Raw genomic sequence first — 17,531 nt, 5'->3', positions numbered from 1 at the left:
AAGACGGCGAATAGCGCCGCGATCACGCATCCCGAGATGATGCCGAACGTCAGGTCCTCGAAAACCGTCAGGCCAAAGGTCGGAAGCAGCACCGCGGCCGCGCGCCGGTTCGTGATCAGCTGCACGAACGCTTCTTTCTCCGCCATGTACCAGCACACGACGACGAGGACGCCGGCCAGCGCCGACAGCGGAATGTAGCTCGCAAGCGGCGCGGCCACGATCATGAATGAGAGCAGGAACGCCGCATGCAGCATGCCGGATAGCGGGCTGCGCGCGCCGGCCCGGATGTTGGTCGCGGTGCGCGCGATCGTGCCGGTGACGCTGATGCCGCCGAAAAACGCGGAGGCGACGTTGGCGATGCCCTGCGCCACCAGCTCCATGTTGGAGCGGTGCTTGCGGCCGGTCATGCCGTCGGCGACTTTCGCCGAGAGCAGGCTCTCGACGCCGCCGAGCAGCGTGAAGGACAGCGATGCCGGCAGGATTTGCAGCAGCAGGTCCCATGAGAAGGCCGGCAGATGCGGCACCGGCAGGCCGCGCGGTATTTCGCCAAACCGGCTGCCGATGGTCTCAATCGGCAGGTGCAGCAGCAGCGCCGCGACCGACGCGATCGCAATCGCGATCAGCATCGCCGGCCAGTTCGGCCGCCAGGCGCGCAGCACGAAGATCACTGCCGCCGAGCCGGCGCCGACCGCAAGCGCGGACCAGTTCAGGGTCGGTAGTGCGTGGCCGAGCGCCGCGAGCTTCGGCAGGAACGGCCCGGGCTCGGCACCTGCAAGCGTCAGCCCGCCGAGATCACGCAGCTGGCTCGCCAGGATGGTGACCGCAATTCCGCAGGTGAAGCCGACAGTGACGGGATGCGGGATGTAGCGGATCAGCGAGCCAAGTCCCGACGCGCCGATCAGCGTCAGCATCAAGCCGGACACCAGCACGGTGAGCAGCAGGCCCTCGACGCCGAACTTCGCGGTCGTTGCCGCGACGAGCACGATGAAGGCGCCGGCCGGGCCGCCGATCTGAAAGCGGCTGCCGCCCAGTGCCGAGACCAGGAAGCCGCCGACGATCGCCGTGAACAGTCCGCGCTCCGGCGTCACGCCGGAGGCCACCGCGATCGCCATCGATAGCGGCAGCGCCACCACTGCCACCGTCAGCCCGGCCATCACGTCGTGGCGGAAGGCGCCAAGCCCGTAACCTTCGGTCAGCGTGGTCACGAGTTTGGGACGATACAGGTGCGCCGTAGAGGAGCCGTCAGGCATGGTGATGACCACCGGGAACGAGATGAAGAAAACCAGCGAGGACGCTGTCTGCGAAAGAGGGAAGAGTTGCGTTCATTCGGCAATCTTCCGGTAGACGTCCGCGGCGCGGCGCAGCAGCCGGCTCTTGCGCTTGCGCTCGTGCACGCGCTGGTGCTTGGCCTTGCGCTCCTGGGCGCGCTGCGCAATCGCATCGGCAGTCTCGAACAGCTTGCGACGGACCTCGTCATCGTTCAATTCGCCGAGCAGCTGCTGGCCCTTGCGCAGATGCTTCAGCACGGTCCGCCACGATGCATAGACGTCGGCGGGCAATCCGCCTTCCGAGAACTCGATGGCGTAGCGCAGCCGCTTGCTGGCGAGGCGAACCCGGTGGCGCTTGTTCTTGCCCATACCCTGCAGCCCGCGGCTCTTCTGGCACAGTTTTCCGTGCCACCGCGCCAGCCGGCGTGCGTGAAACACCGCGACCGGCACGGCCCGCCGTTGCGCGGCACGGCGGTTCTGCCGCGTGGTCCAGGGGCCGCTGCCGATCCAGTCCCACATGCCGTCGAACCATTGCCAGTAGCGGTCGCTTTGCAGCGCCTCCCTGAGCGCCTCGAACGCGTCGGTTCGCGCGGTCTGGAGCATGTGCTCCTCGGGCAGGCCCTTGCTGTTGTCGATCGCGACGTCGAGGTCGCGCGCTGCGCCGAGATGGGCACGCAGCCATTTCAGCTCGGATTTCAACCGCGTCCATTCACTGTCCGCGACCATCGGGCCGTAGAAGGCGATCGCGGCCTTCAGCCGCGTCAGTGCGATGCGGGTCTGGTGGAGCGCGGCCGGATCGCCGGAGCTCATGGCCTCGTGGTTGGTCGAGACTTCCTCGAGGCATTCCGACAGGATCAGCCGAAACGCGGTCTCACAACGCATGGCCTCGCTGAGATGGCGCGGCCGCTTCGGGCGGACAACGCGCTCCCTGTCCGGACTTGCCGCTGACGTCATGACACTCTCGTGACCCCGCCGGAGTCGCGCCGCAACCGGCGGCTCCCGGGCGGAAAGATTTCCCGTTTGATCGATATCGATCAAGGGTTTTTTGCTGCGCCCCAGTGCAACGATCCGGCGACGCGATCAAAATGTCGCAACCGGCGGGCCCATTCCGGTCAATCTGCGGGGTTTGCTCCGCCGCAGGCGCCGGACCGCCGGATATTTCGCGTACGAATTATCTTGATATTTCGCGTGCGAAATATATAACAGCAGCATGAGAGCGGAACACCGGCTGATCTTCCTCCTGACCGTGGCCTATCGGCGGCTGCAGCGCGCCATCGATCAGGAAACGGCGACGCACGATCTGACGTCCGCGCAGGCCGGCGTGCTGTTCTTTCTCGGGCGCAACGACGGCGCGCTGATCGGCGACGTCTCGCAGGCGCTCGACATCGTGCCGTCGGCGATGTCCGGACTCGCCGACCGGATGGAACGTGCGGGCCTGGTGAAGCGCCGGCGCGATGGCGAGGATGGGCGCAGCCAGCGGCTTCATCTGACCGTGGCGGGGCAGGAGCTCGGCAAGCGCGCCGCGACGCGGACCAGGGTGATCAACAACCGCCTGATGGACGGATTTTCGGAAGCGGAGATCGACGTGGTGTCGCGCTGGCTGACCAGCCTGCAAGAGAAATTTCCGAAAGATGTCTAGGGCGTTTTCAAGCGAAGCGAATTCCGGTTCGCGTGAAGAAAACGCGTCAAACGAGTAGCAATCAGAGGAGTGAGACATGAGTGAAGTGATTGTGGCGCTGGACAATGGCGTTCTGACCGTGACGATGGCGCGTCCGGACAAGAAGAACGCGATTACCAACGCGATGTATGGCGCGATGGCTGACGCGCTCGAGAGCGCGGAAAGCGATTCCTCGATCCGCGCCGTGCTGCTCCAGGGCGATGGCGACAGCTTCACCGCAGGCAATGATCTCGCCGATTTTGCCGCGGTATCGCGCGGCGTGCAGGGCGAACGCCACGTGTCGCGATTCCTTGCCGCCCTTGCCAAGGCGACGCGGCCGCTGGTTGCGGCCGTGCAGGGCAATGCGGTCGGCATCGGCACCACCATGCTGCTGCATTGCGACCTCGTCTATCTCGCGCCGACCGCGCGGCTGATCACGCCGTTCGTCAATCTGGCGCTGGTGCCGGAGGCGGCCTCGACCTATCTGCTGCCGCAGCGCATCGGCTATGCGCGGGCCTATGCGATGTTCGCGCTCGGCGAGCCGGTCGAGGCGGAGACTGCGGTCTCGATCGGTCTCGCCAATGCCTTGGTGCCGCTCGCGGATCTCCGCGCCAAGGCGCGCGCAGCGGCGGATGCACTCGCGAAGCGGCCGTTCGGCTCGCTCCAGCACACCAAGGCGCTGATGCGCGACCCCGCCAGGATCAGCGCGCAGATGGCGCGCGAGGGCGAAATCTTCCAGGAGCGATTGAAGAGCGCGGAAGCTCGCGAGGCGTTTGCCGCCTTCGCCGAGCGACGCCCGCCGGATTTCTCCAAGATCGCCGGGTAGGCTTGAGGTTTGGGGCCGCCGCACGCGGGCGGCCCCATCGCTTCGGGGTTGACGGCTTCACCATGATCGAACATCTCGTGTCAGGGCAGAGCGCAACCCGGCGAGGCGAAACATGAGCGACAGTCACACCCTGCGCGGCGATGGAATCGCCGCGACCATCCTGGCCCAGGGCGCTGAATTGTCGTCGCTCAGCAACGCCGAGGGGAGGGAACTGTTGTGGCAGGCCGGCCCGCAATGGCCGCGCCATGCGCCGATCCTGTTCCCGATCGTCGGCCGGCTGAAAAACGACACGCTGCGCCACGGTGGCAAGACCTATCCGATGACGCAGCACGGCTTTGCGCGGGACCGCCGCTTTGCCTGGCTGGAGCAGGGGCCGCGATCCTGCAAGCTCGCGCTGTCAGACGATGCGGAAACCCGGGCGCGCTATCCTTTCGCGTTCAGGCTAGAGGTCACCTACACCGTTGATGGCGCCGATCTCGAGGTCGGCTTCGAGATCATCAACACCGGCGACGAGATGTTGCCCGCCTCACTCGGCGGTCATCCCGCGTTCAATTGGCCGCTGGTGCCGGGGCTGCCGAAGGAGGCTTACACGCTGACCTTCGGCAAGACTGAATCCGCGCCGATCCGGCGGTTGAAGGATGGATTGATGCGGCGGCAGCCTGAACCCAATCCGGTCAAGGGCAGAACGCTTGCGCTGTTGGAGGAGCTGTTCGATGACGACGCGATGATCTTCGATCAGATCGCAAGTACATCGGTCCTCTTCACGGCGACCCTGGGCCCGGCAGCAGCCACGCAAGGCCCGGCGATCGAAATCTCCTGGCGCGGCTTCCGCGAGCTTGGCGTCTGGTCGAAGGTTGGCGGGGCTCCGTTCCTTTGCATCGAACCATGGTACGGTTTTGCCAGCCCTGGGGAGTTCGACGGCGAGTTCGCCGACAAGCCCGGCCTGATGCATGTCGCGCCCGGCGCGCGTCAGTCGCTCGGCTATCGCATTCGCGTGAGCTGACGGAGAACGTCGCTTTGCGCGATCAATGCGCGCGACCGCCGAGCGCATCCGTGAGCGCGCCGACCGATGGCGGGTTTTCATGCGCCCAGGCCTCGTGCGCGGCGAGATCGCGGTAATGCTCGGCCATGCGCAGCAGCCGCTCGCGGATGCCGGCATCTTCCTCGCCCTTGGCCTGATCGGTCAGCTGCGCGGCGCGTTCGAGAAGCGTTTTCGGATCGATCACGACAAGCTCCAAATCCGGTTTCGCCACAGCATGATCCGGAAAAGTGCGAAGCGGTTTTCCCTCGCGACAAACGCCAAAGGCGCTTGCGCGGAGATCATGCTCAAACGGACAACTGCTCCAGCCAAGCACAGTTCCTGCCATGGTTTGATGACAGGATTCAGAGCTGGAACAAGCCCAGTCCTGCCATCACATCGCTCCTGGTGCGTTCGGTGATCTCCCGTGCTTGCAGGGTTCCATGCCGGATCACATCGGCGACATAGTCGCGATTGGTCGCGAGCTCGGCACGCCGGGTCCGGATCGGCGCGATCAGGGCTTGCAGGATGTCTTCAAGCCGCCGCTTGACGGTCACGTCGCCGAGACCGCCGCGCCGATAGCGGGTCTTCATTTCCTCGACGGCCTGGTGATCGTCGTCGAACGCGTCGAGATACGTGAAGACGACATTGCCCTCGACCTTGCCGGGATCGGTGACGCGCAGATGATCGCGATCGGTGAACATCGCACGCACCGCGGCCGAGATTTCATCGGGCGAGGCCGAAAGCGGGATCGCATTGCCGGCGGACTTGCTCATCTTCGCGCGCCCGTCGACACCGGGCAGCCGTCCCGCGCGCGGAATGATGGCCTCGGCCTCCGGCAGCAGCGGCCGGCCGGCGAGCGCATTGACGCGCCGGATGATCTCGTTGGTCTGCTCGATCAGCGGTGCCTGGTCTTCGCCGACCGGGACGACGGTCGCCCGAAACGCCGTGATGTCGGCGGCCTGCGCCACAGGATAGCACAGGAAGCCCGCCGGGATGTCGCGCCCGAAGCCGCGCGCGCGGATCTCGTCCTTGATGGTGGGATTGCGCTCCAGCCGCGCGACGGTAACGAGGTTGAGATAGAGCATCGACAATTCCGCGAGCGCGGGAAGCTGCGATTGCAGGCAGATCGACGTTCGCCCGGGATCGATCCCGACGGCGAGATAATCCAGCGCAACCTCGATGACGTTGCGGCGGACCTTGCCGATGTCGTGCGCATTGTCGGTCAGCGCCTGCATGTCGGCGAGCAGCAGGAATTGCGTGTGGCTGTCCTGAAACTGAAGGCGGCTGCGGAGCGAGCCGGCGTAGTGGCCGAGATGCAGCGGGCCGGTGGTGCGGTCGCCGGTGAGGATGATCGGTTTGGACATGGGTTGTCTCCATTCGGTTGAATGGGGACGCCACATGCGGGTTGATGACATGAAAAAGGCCGCCCGATGCGGCGGCCCCGAAAATGCATGAACGCGTTCGGCCCGCCTGTCAGTCGGCGAGCCACCAGAAATTGGCGGTCAGGATCGAGCGGTTCATGCGGCAAGCCGTAGGGCAAACCTGCGATCCGGTCAAGACAATGAGCCTTGTTGTTTGAGGCGTTTTCTTCACGCGAACCGGCCTCCACTTCGCTTGAAAACGCTTTAGTTGAACGCCATGCCACCGCTCATCGCGATGGTCTGGCCGGTCATATAGGGATTGTTGACCAGCAGCATCACGGCCTGCGCGACCTCCTCGGCGGTGCCGAAACGGCCGACCGGGATCCGGCTGACCAGGCCACTCTGCCCCTTCATCATGTCGGTCTCGATCAGCGACGGCGCCACGGCATTGACGGTGATGCCTTCCTTGACGAGGCGCGCGGCATAGCCGCGGGTCATGCCCTCCATGGCCGCCTTGGATGCGTTGTAATGCGGGCCGATCGAGCCGCCGCCGCGCGCAGCACCCGAGGAGATGTTGACGATGCGGCCCCATTTCCTTGTGCGCATCATCGGCAGCACGGCTTGGGTGCACAGGAATGCCGATTTGAGATTGACCGTGATGGTGCGGTCGAAATCCTCTTCGGTGAGGTCGTCGACGCCCCGGACGATCGCGATCCCGGCATTGTTGACGAGGATGTCGACCGGGCCGAGCTCGGATTTGGCGCGCTCGACGAGGCCCGTGACGGCGGCCGCTTCCGAGACGTCGGCGGCGATCGCGACGGCCCGGCCGCCGGCGGCCGTGATGCCTTTCGCCAGCGTCTCCGCTTCGGCCGATCGCTCGCGATAATTGATCGCGACGGCGGCGCCGGCGTCCGCCAGCATCTTGACGATCGCGGCGCCGATGCCGCGCGAGCCGCCGGTCACCAGCGCCACATGTCCGTGCAGACTGCTTGTTGTCATCTAGTCACCCTGTTTGACGTATCCTTGTCGTATCCTCGGAGGCTCGCAAACGGGCACGCGAGCCGCAACGCAACTTTGCTCAAATCTGCGTTGCGGGACCGTCAAGCGGCGAAAAACCGCCGTCTCCCGCCGGAATCGGCCTTGCGTCCGGCGCGGGCCGGCGGCAATGGTTGGGGCGTCACTTCTTCCAGCCCACGAGAGTTCGATGAGCAAACTGATTGTCCGCGCCGGCGATTTCACCTTTGACGCCCGCTTCGAGGAACAGCTCGCGCCGAAGACGGTCGCCGCCTTCCGCAAGGCGATGCCGTTCGAGAGCCAGGCGATCCATGTGCGCTGGAGCGGCGAGGGCGTCTGGATGCCGCTCGGCGATCTCGATTTCGGTGTCTCCTACGAGAACCACACCAGCTATCCGGCGCCGGGCCAGATCATCCTCTATCCCGGCGGCATCAGCGAGACCGAGATCCTGCTCGCCTATGGCGGCGTGCATTTCGCGAGCAAGATGGGCCAGCTCGCCGGCAATCATTTCATAACGCTGACCTCGGGGCTGGAGAACCTCACCGCTTTCGGCAAGACCGTGCTGTGGAAGGGCGCGCAGAACATCCGCTTCGAGGAAGTCTGATGTGACCGAGGCCCGCTATCCGCGCGATCTCCGCGGCTACGGCCGTACGCCGCCCGATCCGAAATGGCCCGACGCTGCGCGCGTCGCCGTGCAGTTCGTGGTCAATTTCGAGGAGGGCGGCGAGAACAACATCCTGCATGGCGATCGCGCCTCGGAAGCGTTCCTGTCCGATGTGCTGGGCGCGCAGCCCTGGGTCGGTCAGCGCCACGCCAACATCGAGACCATGTTCGAATATGGCTCGCGCGCCGGCTTCTGGCGGTTGTGGCGGATGTTCACCGAGCGGAAGCTGCCGGCCACGGTGTTCGGCGTCGCGATGGCGCTGAAGCGCAATCCGGATGTGGTGGCCGCGATGCAGGAGGCGGGCTGGGATATCGCGAGCCACAGCCTGCGCTGGGTCGAGCACAAGGACATGTCGGAGGACGAGGAGCGCGCGGAGATCGCGCGTGCCATCGCCGTCCATACCGAAGCGACCGGCGCGCGGCCGCTCGGCTGGTACACCGGCCGCTCCTCGATCAACACGCTGCGGCTTTTGATGGAGGCCGGCGGCCTGCGCTATCTCTGCGATTCCTATGCCGACGATCTACCGTACTGGATCAAGGCAGCCGGCACCGAACCACACCTCGTGATCCCCTACACGCTCGATGCCAACGACATGCGCTTCATCAACGCCCAGGGCTTCGGCGGCGGCGACGAGTTCTACACCTATCTGAAGGACAGTTTCGACGTGCTCTATGCCGAAGGCGCGACGTCTCCCAAGATGATGTCGGTCGGCCTGCATTGCCGCGTGGTCGGCCGTCCCGGCCGCGCCGCCGCGCTGATGCGCTTCCTCGACTACATCGGCAAGCACGAGCACGTCTGGGTGCCGACGAGGCTTCAGATCGCCGAGCATTGGCACGCCAATCTGAAGCATCTCGCCGCGGACGCGTTCGAGATCTGCTAGCGACGGTTCCACGTCCACCGATTTGACGCCGATATCCCGGACATCCGAGCGAGTTGCATCGGATGAATTGCTGCATTGCACGGATGTCAGAAGCGATCCCGGGTTCCGTGCGTTAGCGGCCTGCAATGCGGGAGCAGGCGGGTTTCATGCGCGATGTCCTGGTCGAACTGGAACACACGTTTCGTTGGGTTCCGGATTGGGTGTTTGGTCTTGTCCTGATCACGGCTGCGATCGCCGCGGCGCTGGTCGTTCACTCGATCGCGCAGCGTCTCGTCCACCGTATGGTCGGATCGCAGAACTCGGTCGCGCCGCAGCTGCTTGACCGGACGTCGGGGCCGTCACGGCTGGCGCTCTGTCTGGTTGCCGCTGCGTTGGTGTTGCCGCTGGCCCCGCTCGACGATCTGCTGCGGCAGACGCTCAGCCATCTCTTCGGTGTCGCCGTGATCGCGCTGGTCGGCTGGATCTCGATCCGCGCCGTCGATATGGCGTCGGCCCGATATCTCGATAAATTTCGTCTCGACGTTGCCGAGAATTTTCTGGCGCGCAAGCACGTCACCCAGGTGCGCGTCTTCAAGCGGGTCACCGATACGCTGATCGTCATCATCGCGGTCTCCACCGCGCTGATGACGTTCGACTCGGTCAGGCAATATGGCGTCAGCCTGTTCGCCTCGGCCGGCGCCGCCGGCCTGATCGTCGGCCTTGCGGCAAGACCTTTGCTCAGCAATCTGATCGCCGGCGTGCAGATCGCCGTCACCCAGCCGATCCGGATCGAGGATGCCGTCATCATCGAGAACGAATGGGGCTGGGTCGAGGACATCGCCTCGACCTATGTCGTGATCCGGCTGTGGGACTGGCGGCGCATGGTGGTGCCGCTGTCCTATTTCATCGAGCGCCCGTTCCAGAACTGGACGCGCGACGCGCAATCTCTGATCGGCGCGATCGCGCTGCATGTGGATTACAGCGCCGACGTGCCGGCCATTCGCAAAAGGCTGGAGCAGGTGGCCAAGGACTCGCGGCTCTGGGATGGCGCGGTCGTCAATCTGCAGGTGATCGATACCCATCCGCGCACCATCGAGCTGCGCGCGCTGGTCAGCGCGCGGAACGCGCCGCAGTCCTGGGACCTGCGCTGCGAGATCCGCGAGAAGCTGCTGGCGTTCATTCGGGACGAGATGCCGGAAGCGCTGCCGCGGGATCGGGCGATCCTGGCGCCCGCCGTCGATGATTTCGGCCGGGCGTTCCTGCGCGGCGCGCCAGCACGGCAGCGAACGGCCGCGCCGGCGCGCAATCAGTGACTTGCTTGAGGCCGCGTGCTCGTTAAGCGGCGGCCATCGCCTGCATCCAGTGACGGTACTGCTTGGCCCGCCGCTTGGCGTCGATTTGCGAGACGATAAGCGCCCAGATCGGCGAAACGCCGGGAACCGTGCGGCGCCGGTGGCTGAGACGGGTCAACTGGTACTTGACCGCCGCCATGTGCGCCGTGGCGGCAAGGGGCTTGTTCTTCCATGCGATCGGCTTGAGTGACGGCACGTCGACCCGACCGAGACGCCAGTTGCGAGGCAGATCCGGCTCGATGGCGAGCGCGGTTGCGATGCCGGCCATCGCGACGCCGCTGTCGATGACCTTCTCGGCGACCTCGCGCCGGCGGATGCCGCCGGTGACCATCAGCGGCATCGTCGCGACGGCGGCGATGTCGCGGGCGAACTCCAGGAAGTAGGCCTCGCGCGCGAGCGTGCGTTCGTCGCGCGAGGAGCCCATCATCGCGGGCGCCTCGTAGCTTCCGCCGGACAGCTCGACAAGGTCGACGCCGAGGGGCGCGAGCATGGCGACAACGGCCTTGGCATCATCCGGCGAGAAGCCGCCGCGCTGGAAGTCCGCCGAATTGAGCTTGACGGCGACCGCAAAGCCGGGGGCTACCGCGGCGCGGACGCCGCGCACGATGTCGAGCAGCAGTCGCGCGCGGTTATCCAGGCTGCCGCCCCAACGATCCTGCCGCCGGTTAGAGAGGGGTGAGAGGAACTGGCTGAGCAGATAGCCGTGCGCGGCATGGATTTCCACACCGGTGAAGCCGGCGCGCTCGGCAAGCGTCGCAGTGACGACGAAGCGGCGCTCGACGTCGGCGATGTCGGCGGCTGTCATCTCGCGCGGCACCGGGAAGCGCTTCGACTGTGCGCCGAGGTCGAGGGCGATCGGGGACGGCGCGAGCGTGTTCTGGCCAAGTGCGGCCGGTGTCTGTCGTCCCGGATGGTTGATCTGCATCCAGAACTGCGCGCCTCGCGAGCGTCCGGCCTTTGCCCAAGCCGCGAAGCGATCGAGGTGCCGGTCGCTCTCCAGCACGACCCCGCCGGGGCCGGTCATGGCGCGGGCATCGACCATCACGTTCCCCGTGATGATCAGCCCGGCTTCGCCCTCGGCCCACGCCTGGTAGAGCCGCAGCAGCCCCTCGGAGGGTGCGTGGTCGTGATCGGCCATATTTTCTTCCATCGCAGCCTTGGCGATGCGGTTGGGAATCTCGGCGCCGCCGGGCAGCGTGAGCGGTGAAAACAACGACATGAGGGATCTCCTTGGAAAGATTTGGACAAACCATAACCTTTAAGTTAAGTTTAGGGTCAAGCCCTTCTTGGGGGAGATTTCAAAGATGAACATCGGGGAGTTGGCGACGCGCAGCGGCCTCAGTCACTCGCGCATCCGGTTCTACGAACGGGTTGGCCTGCTGAAGACCGTCGATCGGCAGCCGAACGGGTATAGAAGCTATCCGCCCGAGGCGGTGGTGATGCTCGCCCTGATCGCCACCGCGCAGCAGGCCGGATTTAGCCTCGACGAGATCCGGGCGCTGGTGCCGCCCGACCTGGTCACGTGGGAGCACGACGCACTCCTCGAAAGCCTTCACGGCAAGGTGAAGGAGATCGAGGCGCTGCAGGCTCGGCTCGCGCAGAGCAAGGCGGGACTCGTCGAGCTCATCAAGGACATCGAGACCAAGCCCGACGGTGTCGATTGCGAGGACAACGCGCGCCGCTTGCTGTCGCGGCTTCCGAGCGGCGAATTAACGAGCGCGACCACGGCCGCGGCCGACGTGAAGATGCTCGGCAAGAAGCGCCGTCCGGCCAGGAGAGGTTGATCGGGCCGTCATAGCGCAAGAGTCCGCGTCCTAGTGACCTGCCATGTGCCGGCCGATCTCGGTGAGGTCGGCCTCGCTGGCGCGGGCTTCGTGCACAAAGGCGCCATGGAACATCACGACCAGCCGGTCCGACAGCTCCAGCAGTTCGTCGAGGTCTTCGCTGACCAGCAGCACCGCGGCGCCGCGGTTGCGGGCGGCCATGATCTCGGCGTGGATCTGCGCTACGGCCGCGAAGTCGAGCCCGAAGCAGGGATTGGCGGCAATCAGCACCTCGACGTCGCCCGAGAGCTCGCGCGCCAGCACTGCGCGCTGCACATTGCCGCCCGATAGCGCCGCGATCGGCGTCTCCGGCGTTCGGGTCTTGATCTTGTAGCGGTTGATCTTGCGCTCGGCGTCGGCGCCGAAGGCCGCGCGGTTCAGCCACCAGCCGCCGCGGGCGAACGGGGCGCGATCGAACTCGCGGAACGCGATGTTGTCGGCGACGCTCATGCCGCCGACGCAGGCGTTCTTCAGCGGCTCCTCCGGCAGCAACGACATCCTGTGGCGGCGCATCTCCTCGCGGCTCGCCGCATAGGTCTCGCCCTGGACGCGGATCACGCCGCCCTCGGCTTCGCGCTGGCCGGCCAGCACCTCGACGAGCTGGCGCTGGCCGTTGCCGGACACGCCGGCGATGCCGACGATCTCGCCGCTCTTCACCGTCAGCGACACGCCGTGCACGGCAATCGCGCCGGCATCGTCAAGCGCAGTGAGCTTGTCGAGCTCGAGCCGCGGCGCACCGGTCTCGCCGGTGCGTGGCGGCTGCACCGTCAGCTGCTCGGCGCCGATCATGGTGCGGGCCATCTCGTCGGGCGTCAGATCGGCGACCCTGCCGGTGCCGGCGAGCTTGCCGCGGCGCAGGATCGTCACTTCGTCGGCAAAGGCCATCACCTCGCGGAACTTGTGCGTGATCATCAGGATGGTGAGCTCGCCCGCGACCACCATCGCACGCAGCATGCCGAGCACCTCGTCGGCTTCGCCTGGGGTCAGCACCGAGGTCGGTTCGTCCAGGATCAGGAAGCGGCGCTTCAGGTAGAGCTGCTTGAGGATCTCGCACTTCTGCCGTTCGCCGGCGGAGATGTCCGAGACCTTGGCGTCGAGCGGCACCTTGAACGGCATCCGCGAAAGGAAGGCCTCGAGCTCCTTCTTCTCCTTGCGCCAGTCAACGACGGCCGGCACGTCGTCGCGTGCCAATACCAGGTTCTCCGCGACCGTCATCGCGGGTACGAGTGTAAAATGCTGGTAGACCATGCCGAGCCCGAGCGCATGCGCGTCCTTCGGATTGGCGATGCTCTGCTGGCGGCCGCCGACCAGGATGTCGCCTTCGGTGGCGTGGTAATAGCCCATGATGCATTTGACGAGCGTGCTCTTGCCGGCGCCGTTCTCGCCGAGCAGGGCGTGGAACGAGCCGGGGCGCACCTTGAGCTCGACATTGTCGAGCGCGAGGAAGTCGCCGAACCGCATCGTCATAGCGATGGCGTCGACGCCGAACGCGCCTGACGGTGCCGGCGGCTCGCCGATGATCACGACAGCGCCCCGATCAGGTCGGCGGATTTGGTCACCGCGCCGAACACGCCGCCCTGCATCTTGATCATCTTCAGCGCGTGATCGTGGTTGCCTTTGTCGGTCGCGCCGCAGCAATCCTCGACCAGCACGCATTCGAAGCCGCGATCGTTGGCCTCGCGCATCGTGGTGTGGACGCAGACGTCGGTGGTGATGCCGGTCAGCACGATGTTCTCGATCCCACGCAGCCGCAGCATCAGTTCGAGATCGGTGGCGCAGAACGAGCCCTTGCCGGGCTTGTCGATGATGGGTTCGCCCGGCAGCGGCGCGAGATCGGGAATGATCTCCCAGCCCGGCTCGCCGCGCACCAGGATGCGGCCGCACGGGCCGGGATCGCCGATCCCGGCGCCGATCTGGCGCGAGCGCCAGCGCTTGTTGGCGGGCAGGTCGGCCAAATCAGGACGGTGGCCTTCGCGGGTGTGGATGATGTGAAAGCCCTGCGCGCGCATTACTGCAAGCAGCTTCCTGATCGGCTCGATCGGCGCCCGAGTCAGCGAGAGGTCATAGCCCATCTTGTCGACATAGCCGCCGACGCCGCAGAAATCGGTCTGCATGTCGATGATGATGAGCGCGGTGTTTTGCGGCCGCAGGTCGCCATTGTAGGGCCAGGCGTAGGGCTCGGACTTGATGAAGCGCTCGGGCATGAATGATCTCGCTGGCTATCGGGTGATGGACAATTCGGCGGGCGCGCCGGTCAGCGTGCGCTTCGGCGAGCAGGTGATGATCATGATCGCCAAGGTCAGGATGTAGGGCGCGGCGTTGAACAGATGATAGCCGGAGGTGATGCCGACCGATTGCAGCGCGGGCCCGAGGGCGGCGGCGCCGCCGAAGGCGAGCGAGGCCCACAGGCACAGCATCGGGTCCCAGCGCGCGAAGATGACGAGCGCCACGGCCGTGATACCCTGTCCGGAGGAGAGGCCTTCGTTCCAGCTGCCGGGATAGAACAGCGACAGGAACGAGCCGCCGATGCCGGCGAGGAAGCCGCCGACCATGGTGGCGCGCAGCCGGATCAGCAGCACGGAATGGCCCATCGCGCGCGCCGCATCCGCGCTTTCGCCGGCGGTGCGGATCAACAGGCCCCAGCGCGTGCTCCTGAACGCCCAGTACAGCAGCGGCGCGATCGCGACGCCGATCAGGAACAGAACGTTGATGCGCAGCGCCGCGCGCACCTGCGGGATGTCGCTCCACCAGCCGAAATCGATCGCCGGCAGCCGTGCCGCGGTCGGCTCGATCAGCGGCTTGCCGAGGAAGAAGGCCAAACCGGTGCCGAGCAGCATCAGGGCGATGCCGACCGCGATGTCGTTGACGCGCGGCAGCGAGCAGATCCCGGCATGCAGCGCGCCGAACAAGGCACCGGTGATCCCGGCCGCGAGCACGCCGAGCCATGGCGAGCCGGAGAGGTAGGAGATGCCGTAGGCACTCATTGCGCCCATCACCAGCGTGCCTTCGAGGCCGAGATTGATGCGGCCACTTCGCTCGGTGATGCATTCGCCGAGGCTGACGAACAAAAACGGCGTCGAGACGCGGATGGCGCCGCCGAACACGGCGAGCGGGACGGTCCAGAGCCCGAGCGATGCGTCCGCCATGTCAGGACTTTCCCCTGGGGAAGCCGATGCGCCCGTAGAGCGCGTCGCTTGCCAGCACGAACACGAAGATGATGCCTTGCAGCACCAGCACCGAGGCGTCGGGCAGGCCGAGCCGCCGCTGCAACAGGCCGCCGGAGGCCGAGATGCCGCCGAGCAGGATCGCGACCGGAATGATCGCAAGCGGATTCTGCCGCGCCAGGAACGCAACGAGGATGCCGGTGAAGCCGTAGCCTGCCGCGAGGTTGGCGTTGGTGCGGCCCTGCACCGCCGCGACCTCGATCATGCCGGCGAGCCCGGCACAGCTGCCGGCGAGGAAGCAGACGGTCAGGATCAGCTTGCCGACGGAAAGGCCGACGATCTTGGCGGCGCGGATGTTGCCGCCGGCGACCCGCGCCGCGAAACCGAACGTGGTATGATAGATCAGGATGTAGGCGGCCACCGCCGCGACGAGGCCGAACACCAGCCCCCAATGCACGTCGGTGCCGGGAATGCTGCCGATCATGTTGGCGGCGCCGATCTCGCGTGTCGACGGCTTGTTGAGGCTCGCCGGATCGCGCATCGGCCCCTCGACCAGATGGTTGAGGATCGCGAGCGCGATATAGACCAGCAGCAGGCTCGAGATCGTCTCGTTGACCCCGCGATACTGACGCAAGCCGCCCGACAGCGTGATCCAGAGGCCGCCGCCGATCATGCCCGCGATCACCATCGCGATTTGCACCACGATCGGCGCCGCGCCTTGCAGCGCCAGCGCAGCCGATGTCGCCGACAGCGCGCCGATCAGGAGCGCGCCTTCACCGCCGATGATCACCATGCCGAGCTGCGCCGGCAATGCCGTGCACAGCGCGGTCAGGATCAAGGGTGCGGCGCGGGTCAGCGTGTTCTGCCAGGAGAAGGCGGTGCCGAACGCGCCGTAATACATGTAGAAATAGAGGTCGAGCGGGTTCTTGCCGTAGAGCGCAATGAAGCCGCCGAACACCGCGAGCGCGCCGATCAGCGCGGCGGCGGGGATCAGGATGTATTCGATGCTCGCGCCGTAGCGCTGGACGAACCCGGCATCGGCGGCCGGAGCAACGCCGGCCGCCCCCACCGATTCCGCCGCCTCGGTCGTCACGCGGTGGCTCCGATCACGCCCTCGACGAGATAGTCCATCTTCTCGAGTTCGGGATCCTGCTGGCCGCGATCGGTGCCGGACGCAATCACCGTCTTGCCCTTGTTGTCGACGAGCGGGCCCTTGAAGATCGTGTACTCGCCGGACATGAACTTGGCCTTGACGTCGTCGGCATGCTTGCGCGCTTCCGCCGAGACCATCTCGCCATAGGGCGAGACCTTGACGATCTCCTCCTTCAGGCCGCCGCGATAGAAATTCGGGATCGCCTCGCCCGCGGTGATCATCTTGACGAATTTCGGATACAGCGCCTCCCAATTCCATTCGGCGCCGGTGAGATAGGCCTTCGGCGCCAGCGGTGACTGGTTGACGTGATAGCCGCACACCATCGCGCCGCGCCGCGCGGCGTTCTCGACCATCGTCTTGGGGCCGTCGACATGGCAGGTCAGTACGTCGACTCCCTGGTCGATCAGGCTGTTGGTCGCCTCGGCTTCCTTGACCGGCATCGACCAGTCGCCGGTGAAGATCACCTGCGTCGTCGCCTTCGGATTGGCGAGGCGGGCGCCGAGCGTGAAGGCGTTGATGTTGCGCAGCACCTGCGGGATCGGCTTGGCGGCGACGAAGCCGAGCTTGCCGCTCTTGGTCGAATAGCCGGCGACGATGCCGGAGATGTATTGCGCCTCGTCGATATAGCCGAAATAGCTGCCGGCGTTCTTCGGGTCCTTGTCCGACCAGAGCCCGCCGCAATGCTCGAAGTGCAGCTTGGGAAACTTGGTCGCCATCTTGACGACATGCGGGTTGTAGTAGCCGAACGAGGTCGGAAACAGCAGCGTGGCGCCATCGAGATTGACCATGGACTCTATGGTCTTCTCGACCGCATCGGTCTCCGCCACCTTCTCTTCCTCGACCACCTTGATGCCGGGCAGCTTCTTCACCGCGGCAGCGCCCTGGGCGTGGGCCTGGTTGTACCCGTAGTCGTCGCGCGACCCGACATAGATGAAGCCGACCGTGGTTTCCGCCGCCGCCGCGCCGCGAATGCCGAGCGTGCTGCCGAGCGCCAGCGCCGCGCTTCCCTGCAATAAATGCCGTCTTGAAATCCTGCCAAAATCCATCGCCTGCTCCCTCCGGCGGGCCGGCCCGCCTGTCCTTGTCGCAGCCGCCCGGCAGCGGCGCTTGAAGGGAGTGTCGCAAGCTTCGTGCCAGAGCGTGCTTGGCAGTCACCATTCCCTAACTATCTGAATATGAATGAGAATGACAACAGACATGATCGGGTTCGGAACCCGCGCAGATTAGATTTGCCTAATTTGTGTGCGATCATTCGCTGTTGTATGCAATACCGTTAAGCAGTCGCTAACCGGCCGGGAGCGGGCTGGGCGCCGATCAGGGTTTGGCGCACCAGGCGCGATTGCCGGCTGGTGAATCGGATCGGGCCTGC

The 17,531-nt window shown here is 65.8% G+C and carries 17 protein-coding genes and 1 pseudogene; 7 read left to right on the top strand and 11 right to left on the bottom strand.

What is annotated here, in order from left to right; translation table 11 throughout:
- Window positions 1-2: 2 nt before the first annotated feature.
- Together BI327_RS21220 and BI327_RS21215 are read right to left on the bottom strand one after the other, a co-directional pair.
- Window positions 3-1,250, bottom strand: a pseudogene (locus tag BI327_RS21220) (SulP family inorganic anion transporter); the annotation flags it as partial.
- 72 nt (window positions 1,251-1,322) lie between these two features.
- Window positions 1,323-2,222 (bottom strand): CHAD domain-containing protein, encoded by a 900-nt coding sequence (locus BI327_RS21215; RefSeq protein WP_245334883.1) that lies wholly within the window; start codon window positions 2,220-2,222, stop codon window positions 1,323-1,325.
- Between the two features lie 256 nt (window positions 2,223-2,478).
- On the opposite strand from BI327_RS21215, the gene BI327_RS21210 reads away from it, so the two are divergent.
- The 3 genes from BI327_RS21210 (at window position 2,479) to BI327_RS21200 (ending at window position 4,754) form a co-directional block, all read left to right on the top strand.
- The gene (locus BI327_RS21210; RefSeq protein WP_076862707.1) at window positions 2,479-2,907 is read left to right on the top strand and encodes a MarR family winged helix-turn-helix transcriptional regulator; all 429 of its coding nucleotides are present in this window, start codon (window positions 2,479-2,481) and stop codon (window positions 2,905-2,907) included.
- Between the two features lie 76 nt (window positions 2,908-2,983).
- Complete coding sequence (locus BI327_RS21205; RefSeq protein ID WP_076862706.1) at window positions 2,984-3,751, top strand: enoyl-CoA hydratase-related protein; 768 nt, start codon at window positions 2,984-2,986, stop codon at window positions 3,749-3,751.
- A gap of 112 nt (window positions 3,752-3,863) precedes the next feature.
- On the top strand, window positions 3,864-4,754 hold the full coding sequence (locus BI327_RS21200; RefSeq protein WP_076862705.1) for an aldose 1-epimerase family protein: 891 nt from the start codon (window positions 3,864-3,866) through the stop codon (window positions 4,752-4,754).
- 22 nt (window positions 4,755-4,776) lie between these two features.
- On the opposite strand, the gene BI327_RS21195 is transcribed toward BI327_RS21200, so the two are convergent.
- The 3 genes from BI327_RS21195 to BI327_RS21185 all read right to left on the bottom strand — a co-directional run bounded on the left by BI327_RS21195 (window position 4,777) and on the right by BI327_RS21185 (window position 7,132).
- Window positions 4,777-4,977 carry a hypothetical protein gene (locus tag BI327_RS21195; protein ID WP_076863145.1) on the bottom strand — a complete coding sequence of 67 codons (201 nt, stop codon included), beginning with the start codon at window positions 4,975-4,977 and terminating at the stop codon, window positions 4,777-4,779.
- A gap of 157 nt (window positions 4,978-5,134) precedes the next feature.
- On the bottom strand, window positions 5,135-6,136 hold the full coding sequence (trpS, locus tag BI327_RS21190) for a tryptophan--tRNA ligase (protein ID WP_076862704.1): 1,002 nt from the start codon (window positions 6,134-6,136) through the stop codon (window positions 5,135-5,137).
- A 261-nt stretch (window positions 6,137-6,397) separates the two neighbouring features.
- Window positions 6,398-7,132 carry an SDR family NAD(P)-dependent oxidoreductase gene (locus BI327_RS21185; RefSeq protein ID WP_076862703.1) on the bottom strand — a complete coding sequence of 245 codons (735 nt, stop codon included), beginning with the start codon at window positions 7,130-7,132 and terminating at the stop codon, window positions 6,398-6,400.
- Window positions 7,133-7,337: 205 nt separating this feature from the next.
- Here BI327_RS21185 and BI327_RS21180 point away from each other — a divergent pair, with 205 nt between their 5' ends.
- The 3 genes from BI327_RS21180 to BI327_RS21170 all read left to right on the top strand — a co-directional run bounded on the left by BI327_RS21180 (window position 7,338) and on the right by BI327_RS21170 (window position 9,983).
- Entirely contained in the window at window positions 7,338-7,751 is a 414-nt protein-coding gene (locus tag BI327_RS21180; protein ID WP_050631209.1) for a DUF3830 family protein, read from the top strand.
- Window position 7,752: 1 nt separating this feature from the next.
- On the top strand, window positions 7,753-8,691 hold the full coding sequence (gene puuE / locus BI327_RS21175; RefSeq protein ID WP_076862702.1) for an allantoinase PuuE: 939 nt from the start codon (window positions 7,753-7,755) through the stop codon (window positions 8,689-8,691).
- A gap of 146 nt (window positions 8,692-8,837) precedes the next feature.
- Window positions 8,838-9,983, top strand: a complete 1,146-nt coding sequence (locus tag BI327_RS21170; RefSeq protein WP_076863143.1) for a mechanosensitive ion channel family protein — start codon at window positions 8,838-8,840, stop codon at window positions 9,981-9,983.
- A gap of 22 nt (window positions 9,984-10,005) precedes the next feature.
- Here the strand turns inward: BI327_RS21170 and BI327_RS21165 are convergent, their stop codons facing one another.
- Window positions 10,006-11,241: an NADH:flavin oxidoreductase/NADH oxidase family protein gene (locus BI327_RS21165; protein ID WP_076862701.1), complete on the bottom strand. Its 1,236-nt coding sequence runs from the start codon at window positions 11,239-11,241 to the stop codon at window positions 10,006-10,008.
- An 85-nt stretch (window positions 11,242-11,326) separates the two neighbouring features.
- On the opposite strand from BI327_RS21165, the gene BI327_RS21160 reads away from it, so the two are divergent.
- Window positions 11,327-11,806, top strand: coding sequence for a MerR family transcriptional regulator (locus tag BI327_RS21160; RefSeq protein ID WP_076862700.1), 480 nt, complete (start codon window positions 11,327-11,329; stop codon window positions 11,804-11,806).
- Window positions 11,807-11,836: 30 nt separating this feature from the next.
- Here the strand turns inward: BI327_RS21160 and BI327_RS21155 are convergent, their stop codons facing one another.
- Genes BI327_RS21155 through BI327_RS21135 form a run of 5 tightly spaced genes read right to left on the bottom strand, consistent with a single transcriptional unit; the run spans window position 11,837 to window position 17,208 of the window.
- Window positions 11,837-13,369, bottom strand: coding sequence for an ABC transporter ATP-binding protein (locus BI327_RS21155; RefSeq protein WP_076862699.1), 1,533 nt, complete (start codon window positions 13,367-13,369; stop codon window positions 11,837-11,839).
- Window positions 13,366-14,049, bottom strand: coding sequence for a biuret amidohydrolase (gene biuH, locus BI327_RS21150; RefSeq protein ID WP_076862698.1), 684 nt, complete (start codon window positions 14,047-14,049; stop codon window positions 13,366-13,368). Before biuH ends, BI327_RS21155 begins: the two co-directional genes overlap by 4 nt.
- A 15-nt stretch (window positions 14,050-14,064) precedes the next feature.
- Complete coding sequence (locus BI327_RS21145; protein WP_076862697.1) at window positions 14,065-14,991, bottom strand: ABC transporter permease; 927 nt, start codon at window positions 14,989-14,991, stop codon at window positions 14,065-14,067.
- A 1-nt stretch (window position 14,992) separates the two neighbouring features.
- The gene (locus BI327_RS21140; protein ID WP_076862696.1) at window positions 14,993-16,102 is read right to left on the bottom strand and encodes an ABC transporter permease; all 1,110 of its coding nucleotides are present in this window, start codon (window positions 16,100-16,102) and stop codon (window positions 14,993-14,995) included.
- Complete coding sequence (locus BI327_RS21135; RefSeq protein ID WP_076862695.1) at window positions 16,099-17,208, bottom strand: BMP family ABC transporter substrate-binding protein; 1,110 nt, start codon at window positions 17,206-17,208, stop codon at window positions 16,099-16,101. Before BI327_RS21135 ends, BI327_RS21140 begins: the two co-directional genes overlap by 4 nt.
- Between the last annotated feature and the right edge of the window lie 323 nt (window positions 17,209-17,531).

Origin of the sequence: Bradyrhizobium mercantei (assembly GCF_001982635.1) — a bacterium.
Classification (GTDB): Bacteria; Pseudomonadota; Alphaproteobacteria; order Rhizobiales; family Xanthobacteraceae; genus Bradyrhizobium; species Bradyrhizobium mercantei.
The sequence above is the reverse complement of the archived record's forward strand: the minus strand, read 5'-3'. Positions and strand labels throughout refer to the sequence as shown.